The sequence below is a fragment of the Bacillus sp. ISL-18 genome (genome assembly GCF_018613415.1).
In the GTDB taxonomy this organism is placed as follows: Bacteria; Bacillota; Bacilli; order Bacillales; family Cytobacillaceae; genus Neobacillus.
Genome location: NZ_JAGGQG010000006.1, coordinates 236,220 through 249,130, shown reverse-complemented (window position 1 = coordinate 249,130; position 12,911 = coordinate 236,220). Strand labels below are relative to the sequence as shown.

The 12,911-nt window shown below is 39.0% G+C and carries 12 protein-coding genes and 1 tRNA gene; 4 read left to right on the top strand and 9 right to left on the bottom strand.

The features are described 5' to 3' along the window. Positions 1–9: 9 nt before the first annotated feature. Together J7E81_RS10405 and J7E81_RS10400 are read right to left on the bottom strand one after the other, a co-directional pair. The gene (locus tag J7E81_RS10405) at positions 10–909 is read right to left on the bottom strand and encodes a TIGR01777 family oxidoreductase (RefSeq protein ID WP_215042118.1); all 900 of its coding nucleotides are present in this window, start codon (positions 907–909) and stop codon (positions 10–12) included. Between the two features lie 14 nt (positions 910–923). Beyond that, a complete protein-coding gene (locus J7E81_RS10400) occupies positions 924–1,421 on the bottom strand; it encodes a hypothetical protein (protein WP_215042117.1) in 498 nt (165 codons plus the stop codon). Positions 1,422–1,540: 119 nt separating this feature from the next. Here J7E81_RS10400 and J7E81_RS10395 point away from each other — a divergent pair, with 119 nt between their 5' ends. Further along, positions 1,541–1,720, top strand: coding sequence for a hypothetical protein (locus J7E81_RS10395; RefSeq protein ID WP_215042116.1), 180 nt, complete (start codon positions 1,541–1,543; stop codon positions 1,718–1,720). A 69-nt stretch (positions 1,721–1,789) separates the two neighbouring features. Here J7E81_RS10395 and J7E81_RS10390 read toward each other — a convergent pair whose 3' ends face one another. Beyond that, positions 1,790–3,943 (bottom strand): sensor domain-containing protein, encoded by a 2,154-nt coding sequence (locus J7E81_RS10390; protein ID WP_215042115.1) that lies wholly within the window; start codon positions 3,941–3,943, stop codon positions 1,790–1,792. 218 nt (positions 3,944–4,161) lie between these two features. Here J7E81_RS10390 and J7E81_RS10385 point away from each other — a divergent pair. Beyond that, positions 4,162–4,247 (top strand) — tRNA-OTHER (locus J7E81_RS10385). Positions 4,248–4,323: 76 nt separating this feature from the next. Here J7E81_RS10385 and J7E81_RS10380 read toward each other — a convergent pair. Both J7E81_RS10380 and J7E81_RS10375 read right to left on the bottom strand, forming a co-directional pair. Then, the gene (locus J7E81_RS10380; RefSeq protein ID WP_215042114.1) at positions 4,324–5,406 is read right to left on the bottom strand and encodes a sulfate permease; all 1,083 of its coding nucleotides are present in this window, start codon (positions 5,404–5,406) and stop codon (positions 4,324–4,326) included. 270 nt (positions 5,407–5,676) lie between these two features. Beyond that, a complete protein-coding gene (locus J7E81_RS10375; RefSeq protein WP_215042113.1) occupies positions 5,677–7,281 on the bottom strand; it encodes an acetate--CoA ligase in 1,605 nt (534 codons plus the stop codon). A 336-nt stretch (positions 7,282–7,617) separates the two neighbouring features. On the opposite strand from J7E81_RS10375, the gene J7E81_RS10370 reads away from it, so the two are divergent. Continuing rightward, the gene (locus tag J7E81_RS10370) at positions 7,618–9,243 is read left to right on the top strand and encodes a PTS sugar transporter (RefSeq protein ID WP_215042112.1); all 1,626 of its coding nucleotides are present in this window, start codon (positions 7,618–7,620) and stop codon (positions 9,241–9,243) included. Positions 9,244–9,383: 140 nt separating this feature from the next. Beyond that, positions 9,384–10,100 carry a 3-ketoacyl-ACP reductase gene (locus J7E81_RS10365; protein ID WP_215042111.1) on the top strand — a complete coding sequence of 239 codons (717 nt, stop codon included), beginning with the start codon at positions 9,384–9,386 and terminating at the stop codon, positions 10,098–10,100. Positions 10,101–10,332: 232 nt separating this feature from the next. Here the strand turns inward: J7E81_RS10365 and J7E81_RS10360 are convergent, their stop codons facing one another. The 4 genes from J7E81_RS10360 to J7E81_RS10345 all read right to left on the bottom strand — a co-directional run bounded on the left by J7E81_RS10360 (position 10,333) and on the right by J7E81_RS10345 (position 12,765). Continuing rightward, positions 10,333–10,626: a Dabb family protein gene (locus tag J7E81_RS10360; RefSeq protein ID WP_215042110.1), complete on the bottom strand. Its 294-nt coding sequence runs from the start codon at positions 10,624–10,626 to the stop codon at positions 10,333–10,335. Beyond that, on the bottom strand, positions 10,623–11,468 hold the full coding sequence (locus tag J7E81_RS10355) for an FAD-dependent monooxygenase (RefSeq protein WP_215042109.1): 846 nt from the start codon (positions 11,466–11,468) through the stop codon (positions 10,623–10,625). Before J7E81_RS10355 ends, J7E81_RS10360 begins: the two co-directional genes overlap by 4 nt. 15 nt (positions 11,469–11,483) lie before the next feature. Then, on the bottom strand, positions 11,484–11,888 hold the full coding sequence (locus J7E81_RS10350) for an FAD-dependent monooxygenase (RefSeq protein ID WP_215042108.1): 405 nt from the start codon (positions 11,886–11,888) through the stop codon (positions 11,484–11,486). Positions 11,889–12,180: 292 nt separating this feature from the next. Further along, positions 12,181–12,765: a DUF2269 family protein gene (locus J7E81_RS10345; protein ID WP_215042107.1), complete on the bottom strand. Its 585-nt coding sequence runs from the start codon at positions 12,763–12,765 to the stop codon at positions 12,181–12,183. Between the last annotated feature and the right edge of the window lie 146 nt (positions 12,766–12,911).

Sequence of the window (12,911 nt, the reverse complement as noted above, 5' to 3'; positions counted from 1 at the left end):
ATGCTCTTTTCACTTCAGTAAGTCCTCCAGGGCGGGTTTAAGGGAAGGGTAGGAGAATTCAAAACCTTCGCGTTTCAAAACATTGGGGTCAACATTTTGTCCCTCTAATACAAGGGCACTCTTTTGTCCAAGGACTAATTTCATCGCAAATGAAGGTACCGGAAGCCAGTGCGGACGATGCAAAACGGACCCAATCGTTTGACCAAACTCCTTCATTCTAACTGGAGCGGGTGCTGTAATATTAACAGGTCCACGTAATTGTTGATTTTCGACTGCGAAAAGAATCGCACGGACGACATCCAACACATGAACCCAAGATACCCACTGCTGACCGGAACCAACCGTCCCTCCTGCAAAGAGTTTGTAAGGTAATGCCATTAATGGTAGTGCACCACCATCCCGACCAAGTACTACTCCAAATCTCATAAAGACAGTACGTATTCCTGCTGCCTCTACTTGTTTGGCTTTCTCCTCCCAGTCTTGAACCGTTCTTGCTAAAAAGTCACCGGCAAATTCCTTAGAATCTTCCGTATAGATCGTATATTTGGACGCTGGATAGATGCCAATGGCACTCGCATTGATAAAAACACTGGGCCTGTCTTCCAACCTGTTAATGATCCGGATCAGCTCTTCTGTTGCTTTCATCCGACTGTCATATATTTGCTTTTGATGTCGCTTATTCCATCTGCCCTGGTTGATTGAAACTCCTGCTAAATTAATAAATACATCCGCAGTCTTGATTTCATCTTCAGGTGCAGTCCCTGCCGTCAGCCATTTCACATAGGAAACCTTTTCAGATGGGATAGGTACCGTCCTTGTTAAGATTACTACTTCGTGACCCTTTTCTAGAAGAAAGTTGGTTAATTTTTGGCCGATAAATCCAGAACCACCAGCAATAACAAATTTCATCTTATCCCCCATCATTAATCTATTTTTTTCCAATGGTTATAAATAAATTCCCTAAACAATTCATTAAGTTGTACCTTTTTTTGACTTTTTAACCATTCTACTTGATCAATGGGCAGTTTTAGTTTTAACTTAATATCTTCATCTGGCATCTCTACTTTTCGTATTTCTTCCATTGTGATGCCTTCTTCAAGATTAGAAAACCATGAATCATTCTCATTCACCAGGTCTAAAAAATAATAGTCATCGGGATCATCAAGTTCACAAAATAAATTAAGCTGCGGCAAGCCCCCTGCTAGGACTTTTACATTCATAATCGAATGAACGATTCTGCCATCTTCTAATTCGATCTCAATGATGAGATGATCTTCCTTTTTATATTTTTTTACGACAACCTCACTGACGATAAGGTCCAACTCTAAAGTGAATCCTGAACTTGCTTCAAACACATATATCGCACTTTTAAATATATGAATGTTTTCCCCATCAATTTTCACTGATTTAACTTCTGCCATAATGGTTCCCCCAAAAAGTTGTTAAAAATATGTAATGGATTATTTATCATCATAACACCAAATGGGCTTTTTGAGGATGAAAAATGGCTGGGATAGGTTCTATTTATGGAGTAAATACTATGAACACTAATAAAGGAGTGGTTACAATGGTAAAAGAAAAAAAGAATCTAAGTAATGATAACAGCAATTCCGGACAGCACCAAAAAACGTTAGATGAGATTAAAAGAAAGAGTCCGATGGATTGGGGTGTATTAGATTTAGCGGAAGCTGTCCAGCATCAAACTACTAATGAGGAATAATTTTATACACCCATAGGAGAGTGGTTAAAACCGCTCTCCTGTTTATATAGGTAATCAATCTACTCAATATTAAGTTAAAATAAGAGATTCTTCTTCGTCGACAAGCAGCCTTTTTACTTCCTTCGCTTCGATAGGTTTGCTAATATAGTTTCCTTGAGCAAAGTCGCAAGAACGATTGACAAGGAATTCATACTGTCCCCTATTTTCCACACCCTCGGCAACGACATTCATTTTCAAATTATGGGCCAAGAAAATAACTGCAGACGCAATCTTTGCATCAGTGTCGTCCCTTTCAATGTTAGCCATAAACGAGCGGTCAAGCTTAAGCGTATCAACCGGGAAAAATTTTAAATAGCTTAGGGAAGAAAATCCAGTGCCAAAATCGTCAAGGGATATCTTAATTCCTACTTGTTTTAATTTTTGTAAAACCTTCACGGCTTCATCCGGATTTTTCATGACCATCCCTTCTGTTACCTCCAATTCCAATGAATCAGGTGATAAACCGGTCTCTTCAAGAATGGAAAGAATCATCTCCATCAGGTTTTGTCTTTGAAATTGTTTTGGTGATAAATTTACACTAATCGTGATATCTCCAAAGCCTGATTCCTGCCATTCTTTACATTGCCTGCAGGCTTCCCGCATGACCCACTCACCAATTGGAACAATCAGACCCGTTTCTTCGGCGATAGGGATAAAGGCATTGGGAAGAATTAGCTGATCGAGTTTATTTTTCCACCGTATTAACGCCTCGAACCCTTTGATTTCACCTGTTTGTAAGTTTACTTTAGGCTGATAATGGAGAATAAATTCATTTTCATCCAATGCCCTTCTTAACAGAATTTCTAGGTCCATCCGTTTATTCGCATGATGTTTCATCTCAGGATGGTATAAACTATAGCAGCTTCTTCCCAATTCCTTAGAACCATACATCGCAAGGTCAGCATTTTTAATGAGCGAATTAAGGTCTGTCCCATCTTTAGGATAAAAACTAATCCCCATGCTGGTTGAGATATTGAGCTTTTGTCCCTTTATTAGGAAAGGGACTGCCATCACTTCCATAATCCGCTCGCAAATTCCGGTAATTTCCTTTTCACATGATAGTTGAGGGATCAATGCGATAAATTCATCCCCGCCAAACCGGGCCAATTTAACCTCTCTATGATCTGTTGCTGTTTGCAGCCTTTTTGAAACTTCCTGAAGAAGCAAATCACCCGCTTCGTGTCCCAAGCTATCATTTACAACCTTGAAATAGTCCAAGTCTAGTAAAATAAAGCCCAATAGACTCGAGGGTTCATTCTTTTTGTCGATATGCTCCTCTAAAATGGATTGGATTGCCCAACGATTGGGCAGATCAGTTAAGGCATCATGAAAAGCCATATGTTTGATTTGGGCTTCAGCTCTTTTTTTATCACGAATATCTCTGCAAAGGGCAAAATACATTTGATTTTCCCCAATATGAATGAGGCGAATATTGATATCAACCGGAATTTGGGTATCAAAATTTCCCATCATAATATCCTCAAAATTACTGGAAGCCTGCTCTTTGGAATCAATTTTTAAGTGTTTTATTTTTTCTGGAAGCTTTGAAAAGACCATTTCAGTACTCATTCTGAGCAATTCTTCCTTAGAAAAGTTTAATACTTCGCAAGCAGTCGGATTGACCTCCGTAAACATTCCATCTGTTCCAATTAAGAAAAAACTATCCGCAGCCTGCTCTGTCAAACTTCTGAATTTCTCTTCACTCTCTTTTAACCGATTTTCAGCTCTGACCCGATCGGTTATCTCTAACGCAAAACCAAGTAAAACGTCCTCATCCGATTCATCAATATGGATGATGGTCTTTCCAGAAAACATATGATGTTCCTCGCCTTTGTATCCGCTTGGAAATTCCTTGGTAATTAGCTGACGCTTCTTCCAAACTTCAAGGTCATAAGCTCGATTCAATTCGGCAATTTCACGGGGAAAGTAATCAAAAATCGTCTTTCCTACGATTTTATCTAAACTTACGCCATTTGACAGGCATACTTGTTTATTGGCATAAAGGGTGCGCCCTTCCGGATCTTCCAAGAAGATATTAATGGGTAAAGCGTCCAGTATACTTTGATATAATGATTCATTAACACGAATTTGCTTTGAAAGCTCCTGGTTCTGCCGTTCCAGTTCAGCGACCTGTAAACGCAGATTTTCTAATTCAATTACCTGCTGATTAGACTGAACGTTCATCTACACCCTCCTCAAAATAGATAGTATTGTGTATTTTATTTAAAGTAGTTAGTTTAAGTTTTAAAAAATGAATGATTATTTTTCTATTATATAACATTATATAATAGGAAAATTTACACATATTTTTAATTTAAGAAAGATTTATGAAGATAAAAGAAAAAATGAAGCCCGAGCGTGGGTATTGTATAAAATATCAGATTAGGGGCATTTTATAGATAGGACTTGTAGCTCAATGATAGAGCAACTTGCAGTCATCCTATGAAGACTGTAACGTATCTTGTGGGTTTGAATCCCACCAAGTCCTTTAAAATGAAGCGGCTCCAGACTTCATCGCCAATCGGATGAAGTCTGGAGCTCTATATTTTTATAGGGGCAGCAGATTAGATCCCGCCACCCTCGTCATGAATCGTGCTGTTTTCTTTACGAATGTTAGCATAAAGGCTTAACGTCCCTAGAGCAGCGATTAACGTACTTACGATTACGATAATATTGTAAAAATTAGTTTTGACCAACAAATTAATCAATGTATAAGAAATAACCAAAGAAGCTAATGGTGAAATCAGCCAGACTTTTAATATTTTTCTTATCACCGCTTTTTGCCAAAAGCCAATTCCTTTTTGTGATGCCCCGATTCCTAAAATTCCACAAGTAGTGACTTGAGTTAACGGAATCGGCAGTCCAAAGATAGAGGCAATCGTAACTAATGCTCCACCAGTAAACGAAACCGCACTGCCCTCTAATAAGGACAGTTTTGTAATTTTTTTCCCATTAGTTTCGATTACCCTGCCCCCCAAGAGAATTGCACCTATTGCAACAAATAATCCGCCGATCCAAATCCCTTTGGATGTAGAAAGCATACCTGCTCCGACTAATGGTCCCACGGCATTGGCCACATTGTTCATCCCTGCAGAAAAGGCTTCAAAGCACCCGCCCAAGACAAGGATTCGACCAAGCCATTTTTTCCATTTTCCTTGCTTTGTCAAACCAGACCAGCGCTTTTCAGATTTGGCAATCATCTTTCCAAAAATAAACGTAATGATGAAGGAAACTATTGGGACAATGATCCAAAAAGCAATAATAACGATTAGACTATTAATGAACAAACTTTTATAGGCAATTCCCGCACCGACGATTGCGCCAACGGTAACTTCACTCGTCGATAATGGGATTCCCATTAAGTTTGCAATAAACAAGGTTAGGGCTGCCCCAGCTAAAATAAGAACCACTAGTTCAATCGTAAGGATTTTCGAAGGAATAATCCCACTTCCTATTGTCTTAACGACCTCTCCGCCGCCAAGAACGGCACCTAAAAAAGCGGCGATCGCTACTAACACCATAGCAAGCCATTTATTCCTTATCGCATCAGCACCATAGGCCGATCCCATTGATGCGGCAGTGCCACTTGCTCCAATGTTCATCGCGAAGAAGAATGCTATGATAAAAGCTAAATACGTCCAAAACATATCAATCTCTCCTTATGTATGTCTATCTATCTATCTAGCTAGCAGAATAAATCTCGCAATGTTCCGAAACTTCAATTCGCACTATTCAGGTAGGATTAATTTTATATTATACAAGTCCTTTTCCTAATAATCAACATCCAAATTACTTATGTCACAGAATTTTTTAAAAATTTTTTAAAAGTAAAGTTTGTGTGAAGGTTGTTTTCAGCTTTTCAAAAAAAAGATGCTATAACCGATAAGGCTATAGCATCTTTTATCATTTTAATCATTCTATTGCTGCACTCTCAAAGCCACCCGGCGGATTTTTCCTGAATCGGTCTTAGGCAGTGCTTCCATGTATTCAATCACGCGTGGATACTTGTAAGGAGCAGTTAAGTTTTTCACAAAGCTTTGCAATTCTTTCGTTAACTCAGATGTACCATCAACCCCATCTTTTAATACCACGCACGCTTTTACAACATTCCCTCTAACAGGATCCGGTGATGCAACAACAGCACACTCTTTTACCGCCTTATGTTTCATTAATGCATCTTCCACTTCAAAAGGTCCAATCGTATAGCCGGAGCTGATGATGACATCATCCTTTCTTCCTTGGAACCAATAATAATTGTCCTCGTCTCTAAAAGCACGGTCTCCAGTTAAAAAGTAGTCACCTAGATAAGAGGCAGCAGTGGATTCTTGATTTTTATAATAATGTTGAAAAAGGGCTGGGAAATCCTTTTTGATCGCAATCGTCCCAACTTCCTTTACAGGTGCTGGCTGGCCTTCTTCGTTTACTACCTCAATAAATTCAGGCATTAGAGGCTTGCCCATTGAACCTAATTTACTTTCATCAATATTCAAATTCGCAATCAATAAAGTACTTTCAGTCTGGCCATAACCGTCACGAATGAGGATGTTAAATTCATTTTTAAAGACATCAATCACTTCACGGTTTAGTGCCTCACCTGCTGAAACTGCAGTATGTAATGGGGTTAGATCGAAATTTGAGAGATCATCTAATTTTGCCATCATTCGATACTCTGTAGGTGTACAGCATAAAACATTGACCTTGTTGTCCTGAAGGAGCTGCAAGTATTTATGCGGCTGGAATCTTCCATTATAGACAAAGCCGGTTGCACCGGAACCTAATATTGATAAGAAAGGACTCCAAACCCATTTCTGCCAACCTGGTGCAGCAGTTGCCCATACAAGATCGTCTTCACTAATGTTGAGCCATTTTGAAGCGGCAATTCGTACGTGAGCATAACCCCAGCCATGACTGTGAACGACCCCTTTTGGCTGCCCTGTGGTACCAGATGTATAAGCTAAAAAGGCGACATCCTCTTTTAAGGTATCTGCATCGTTAAACGTTTCAAGCTCTTCTTCCATTAATGCTTCCATTGAGAGCCAATTAGGTACTTCTTGACCGAAGGCAATCTGATATTGAAGGAAAGGTGTTTCGTCTGTGATATTTTCAAATTCTTGAATTAAATTGTAGTAGGAAATAACAGCTTTCGCTTCGGAGTGATTCAAGCGATAAACTAAATCTTTTGCACGAAGCAATTCTGATGATGGACTTATGACAATCCCTGCTTTTAAACAGGCTAAATAAATCACATATGACTCGATTAATCGCGTTGTCATCACAACAATGCGATCCCCCTTACGGAGACCTAGTTTCGTTAAACCATTAGCTAATTTGTTTGCCTTTTTATTTAGCTCATCATAAGTTAATGTCTTAGATTCGCCATTTTCATCTTCCCATTTCAAAGCGATTTTATCGGATACATGCTTTGAAATTTCACTTGCTAAATTAAAGTGTTCTGGTGCTAACAATGATTTCAAATCCACTGTGGTCAATCTCCAATCTAATATTTTAAAAAACACTTTCATAAATAATCCTGTGTCTTTTTTGAAATTCCTAATAATTAGTACCTAGTAATAGTACAAGCCTTTAAAAATTATATACTTACAATAATACCACTTTAAAATGGAATGTAAATTATTTAACTTCGAAGTTCACTTAATCTTAGTATTTATTAACAAGATATTTGGTATTCCCTTTTAGATTTTTGATTTACCAGTCGTAGGCATTTTTTAAAACAGTTAGAATATTGTATTTAACACTTTAATAAGTTAAAATTTTACTGTATTATCGTATTGAATCATCTTAATAGAAAGATATACCACACAATAATTTTAGGAATTTCAAGGGGAATGGTGAATGCGATGGAGGATTTTTTTGCAAAAAAGAAAGTTGCTATTATAGCCAGCAGTGGAGGCAATCTATTTTACTTGGGGGGGAAAGATCCTGCAAAACTATTAGATGAACTTCTACTGCAGATTCATGCTGCAGGCATGGTTTGTACATCGTTACAGTTTATTGCAGCAAAAGCTAGCATGGATAACATAAAGGATGATACACAGGCCGAATTATATAGTTGGGATAAACAAACAAACAGCCCTGTTGTAACAGCAGTTGGAACGATTGCTGAGGTCAACAAGGCGGCCTCTTTAGTTGATAAGGAAATAGCTAAAAAAATTGATAATGGAGAAATCGATGCTCTCATTTTTATGAGTGCGGATCCTAAGGGAGCAAATATACATACTGTGGAAGCAGCTGCCAATAAGAAATTGCCTGCAACCGGAACTGGCGGAACCTCAATGGCCACGATTGCTTCAAAAGGGGTACACGTCATTTCTACTTCTGGAACCACCGGTACAACGAATCGAACACGAGCTGTTACTTTCATTACTTCCTTAAGTAAGCATTTTGGCCTTGCTTACCGCCCAATCATTGGCAAGGCAGCTGCCAATAACCAATTCGAACAATCATCCGCTTCAGTTATTAAACGAATTAACTTACGCGGAATGATGCTGTCTTCTCTTCCTGGTTTTATTGCGATGGCCTTGATTTTAGCTATTAGCAAGATACCAGGATTGTCAGGGCTTAGTGAAGTGTTTGATTTAATGATTAACGCTCTCCCCATTATATTAGCTGTTGTTGCCGCTAAACAAGTCGCTGAACTTGACGAGGTCTCGATTGTGGCGGGAATTGTTGCAGGAGTATTATCTGTTAAAGGCGGAATCATTGGCGGAATTATTGCAGGTATTCTCGCCGGTCTTTTAGTTCAATTCATATTTAGAAAATGCGTAGAATGGAGATTTCCTGCCACAACGGTTAATATTGCAGCAGGAGGAATCGCCGGATTGGCCTCCGGTTTAGCCGTTTACTTCCTTATCGCTCCGGTTGCATTATGGCTTGGCGGAGAAATTCGTGCTTTGATAGATTTTTTAGTTTCTACTAATGGTGTCCTGGCAGGATTAATAGCAGGGCTGTTAATTTGGCCGGCAATTATTGGCGGTGTTTATCATGCAGCTATTTTACCAATTGTCCTATTGGAGATGGAGAAGACTGGAAACAGCTTTTTAGGAGCAGTCGATATGGTTGGATTAGTAATGGTATCAGCTGGGATTACACTGGCCAATATTATTTCACCAAGAGACAAAGGTGAGGCAGCTGTTGCAGCTCCTGGTTTTGCTATTAACATGGGCTTTGGTACCTTTGTTGAGGCGGCATATCCGTTCATGTTTTCCAACAAAATGATCTTTGCCGGTGCAATCATTTCATCAGGTTTAGGCGGTTTGCTTGTTGGCTTTTTTGATGTACGAGGTACGGCTTATGTTCCATCTTTTATGGCCCCGTTTTTATCCAATAATGCCACAGGGTTTATTGTAGCCATGGTTGGAAGTTTAGTTTGTTCCTTTCTTATTACTTTCTTTGCAAATAAAATTTCTAGAAAAAAAGTAAAAAAACAGGAACCTAAAAAGACTACAAACGAATTAGTGATTTAATCGTTTTTAAGTACCTCAGTTTTTTATTACTGGGGTTTTTTTATATGTATTTCATTATATTACCCAATATCAAAGTATATTGGGTCTTGTAATTGCTCAATTTATAGTTGTTCGTAAATTTAAAGGCAGGGATTGATACAATGATTTCACTAAATGGAAAAAACGCTATTATCACTGGAGCAGGAAGAGGTATCGGTAGGGCTGTGGCCATCGCCTTAGCAAAAGAAGGTGTTAACCTAGGATTAATTGGATTAAATATGACGAATCTTGAGAAAGTAACATCTGAACTCGAACAATATGATATACAACTTTCAGCTGCAACAGCCGATGTATCTGACCTAGATTCGGTCACTCATGCTGTTAGTCATATTAAATCTGATTTTGGGAACATTGATATCTTAATTAACAATGCTGGTGTAGCCAAATTTGGCGGCTTTCTCGATTTAGCTCCTGAGGAATGGGAAAATATTATTCGAGTAAACTTGATGGGTGTTTATAATGTTACACGAGTAGTATTACCTGGGATGATAGAGCGGAAAGCAGGAGATATCGTCAATATCTCGTCTACTGCAGGTCAAAAAGGAGCACCTGTCACTAGTGCTTACAGCGCTTCTAAATTTGCGGTTTTGGGACTTACAGAATCACTCGCTCTTGAGGTAAGAAAGCATAATATCCGTGTCACTGCCTTAACACCTAGTACTGTTGCTACAGATTTAGCCATTGAAACCAATCTAATCTCTGGAAATGCTGAAAATGTAATGCAGCCGGAAGACTTGGCAGATTTATTAGTTGCTGGTTTAAAGCTGCATCCACGGGTTTTCCTTAAATCTGCAGGACTATGGTCGACAAATCCTTAGAGTATGGTTTTCGAATTGGAGCCTCTTCGGACTGTTTACTTGTCCGAACTTGGAAGATATTCAGGCAGCTTCTTCATATTCTGAGAAATTTATCTTTATTATTTTTCCAAATACCAAAAGCAGACCTTTTAAAAAAGTCTGCTTTTATCTATTTTCCCTCCAATATTAGATATCAACGAAACTTCAGAAGACTTGAATCATAGATTTAATAATGGGAGGAAACAAAAAAGAATCATATCTTAAAATCAACAATGATACTATCTTCCAATCCAATCTCTTTCAAGTAACTGAAAACCTCTTGGTGTGCTGGATGTGGGCCATAGTTCTCCAAAGAAGTTCTGTCTTCAAAGCGAACGGTCAATCCCATCTCAAATCCTTGACTTCGATTTGAAAAATTATTCCCCTGCTGAATATCCATGATCCCTGGAATCTTGTCTTTTAATAATAATGTCCGGCGTATCAGTTCCAGCTTTTGGTCTTCCGTCGTACTCTTGGAAAACTTTAATAAGACCATATGCTCAATCATGATTGAACACCTATTTTACTGTTCAGCTTTTCTTTGTCAAAACCGGCTATCTGTTTATATTGATTTGCAATTTCCGCAAGTTCCTGATAGGAAATGACATCGTCTAAGGTTGTAAATCCATTTGGGGCACGTTCTTCAACAATTTGCATAACAACTTCAGGACCATTTTTACGATTTGTCAAAACAATATTTGCAGTAGCTCCTAACCTATCATCTTCATAAGCTTTTAACGCCCGTTCGGCATCATGATGTTCTAATATGGCCTCACCTAGTGCATCAGCATCTAATATCGCTTGTGAAGCACCATTGGACCCAATTGGATACATGGGATGTGCAGCATCCCCTAATAAAGTGACGCGCCCAAAAGTCCATTGCGGCAGGGGATCGCGGTCCACCATCGGGAATTCATAAACGGCATCTGTTTCATCAATCAACTTTGGCACATTCAGCCAGTCAAAATCCCATGATGCAAAGGCCGGTGCAAAGATCTCCTTATCAATTTTTCGATTCCAATCTGCCCTCGAAGGCATTTCATCACCAACCGCTAGTTCCGCAATCCAGTTAACAAGCGAACTTCCTTTTGCAGCGGTATCGGGGCAAACGGGATAAGCGACAAATTTTTGATCCTGATAGCCTGACATAATCATGGATCTTCCTGTTAAAAAAGGCGAAGACTCTGTAATACCACGCCATAAAATTCGGCCACTAAATTTAGGTTGACCTTCATCCGGATAATAAAATTTCCTTACAACGGAATGGATCCCATCGGCCGCAATCATGATGTCAGCATAGTAAGACCCAAGACTTTCGCCCGTTTTTCGGTTTTCAAACTGCGCTGTCACTATGTCGCCAAAGGTTTAAAAAGATTTTAAATGATGGCCGGTAAACACCGCTGCCTCCCCAAGTTCCTTTTTAACTGCTTCCAACAACAACATTTGCAGTTTTCCACGGTGGATGGAGTATTGCGGCCAGTGGTACCCCGCCTCCACACCTCGAGGCTCCCGCCATATATTTTGACCAAATTTGTTTACATAAAGGAGTTCGGCTGTAGGTAAGCCAATTTTTTCTAGTTCGCCCTCTAAACCTAGTTCGGTTAAAACTCTTACTGCATGTGGTAAGAGGTTAATCCCAACACCGAGAGCTTTAATTGTTTCTACACTTTCAAATACACGCACTGATACGCCAACGCGGTGAAGTTTTAGGGCAGTCACAAGTCCGCCAATCCCGCCGCCAACCACAATGGCCGTTTTGATATTAGTCATCTAACTCTCCCCTTATTTTTCATAACTTGCTGACTATTCTTAATTATTACACAAACCGAAAATATATCAATATTTTATTTTCTACGTAAGGTACGGTTGTTGTTTTGCTTATTTGGGCAGGGCCCGTAGATTCCACCTTCCCTTGTCCGATTCCTCGTCCCAATCAAATAGCCCCGGTCTCAAATGCTTCGATGTCTAAATCCCTCGATATTTCTAATCGAACGGACAAGTCGCTGCTTAAAATAAAATAGGAGAAAATCCAAACCGGACTCTCCCCTACTCTATGTATCTCTTAATTAATGGAATTTGTTTTCTTATTTGAGATTGTTACCTTAGTTGAAGTCCTATTTAAAAGGTTACTAGCTGCAATAGATCCAAGAACAACCGCTATCACGATCGCAACAAGCGAACCTATGATAGATAGCTTCACAGTCATTAAAAAAACAATCGCTAACGCAAGCATTGTCATAATCAAGACTGAATTCCATAGCACCCGGTCTCTTACCTTTTCCAATAAAACAGCTGATGGCACTGCATTCTTTTCTGCATTTGCGACATTTAATATCGCTTTTAATCGCCGTAAATTAATAATTGGCCCCATAAATGTCATAACAATCAACAAAGCCAATGATAGCTCAATCCAAGGGTTCCCCCATCCCCATCGAGTAAAAACAAGATATAACCCTGGTACTAAAATCAAAATAACACTGAAAGGCAGCAGCCCATCCAGTTTAACTGCCAACGCAGCCCAATTTCTCAAAGTGTCTGTAGTCTTCGAATTCAGCATGGAAATCATCGCTAATAACGTAATTCCTACTGCAACAAACATAACCACAGCGCCTATGATGTGTAAAAATAATACAATACTATAAAGCACTTCCTATACCCCCTTAATTTTCCTTTCCAATTATATATAATTTTTTCATAGGGCGAAAGTCCTTGTTTAAAATATTTCTATATTTCCAATAGTGAATTTAGGTATATTATCTTAGTTTTTTAGTAAAAGCACAGTATTTAGGTTTT

What these genes read in the sequence shown, in the direction of transcription:
- J7E81_RS10405 (WP_215042118.1), bottom strand. Translation starts at nt 909, where the DNA reads ATGAAATTTGTTATTGCTGGTGGTTCTGGATTTATCGGCCAAAAATTA.
- J7E81_RS10400 (WP_215042117.1), bottom strand. Translation starts at nt 1,421, where the DNA reads ATGGCAGAAGTTAAATCAGTGAAAATTGATGGGGAAAACATTCATATA.
- J7E81_RS10395 (WP_215042116.1), top strand. Translation starts at nt 1,541, where the DNA reads ATGAACACTAATAAAGGAGTGGTTACAATGGTAAAAGAAAAAAAGAAT.
- J7E81_RS10390 (WP_215042115.1), bottom strand. Translation starts at nt 3,943, where the DNA reads ATGAACGTTCAGTCTAATCAGCAGGTAATTGAATTAGAAAATCTGCGT.
- J7E81_RS10380 (WP_215042114.1), bottom strand. Translation starts at nt 5,406, where the DNA reads ATGTTTTGGACGTATTTAGCTTTTATCATAGCATTCTTCTTCGCGATG.
- J7E81_RS10375 (WP_215042113.1), bottom strand. Translation starts at nt 7,281, where the DNA reads ATGAAAGTGTTTTTTAAAATATTAGATTGGAGATTGACCACAGTGGAT.
- J7E81_RS10370 (WP_215042112.1), top strand. Translation starts at nt 7,618, where the DNA reads ATGGAGGATTTTTTTGCAAAAAAGAAAGTTGCTATTATAGCCAGCAGT.
- J7E81_RS10365 (WP_215042111.1), top strand. Translation starts at nt 9,384, where the DNA reads ATGATTTCACTAAATGGAAAAAACGCTATTATCACTGGAGCAGGAAGA.
- J7E81_RS10360 (WP_215042110.1), bottom strand. Translation starts at nt 10,626, where the DNA reads ATGATTGAGCATATGGTCTTATTAAAGTTTTCCAAGAGTACGACGGAA.
- J7E81_RS10350 (WP_215042108.1), bottom strand. Translation starts at nt 11,888, where the DNA reads ATGACTAATATCAAAACGGCCATTGTGGTTGGCGGCGGGATTGGCGGA.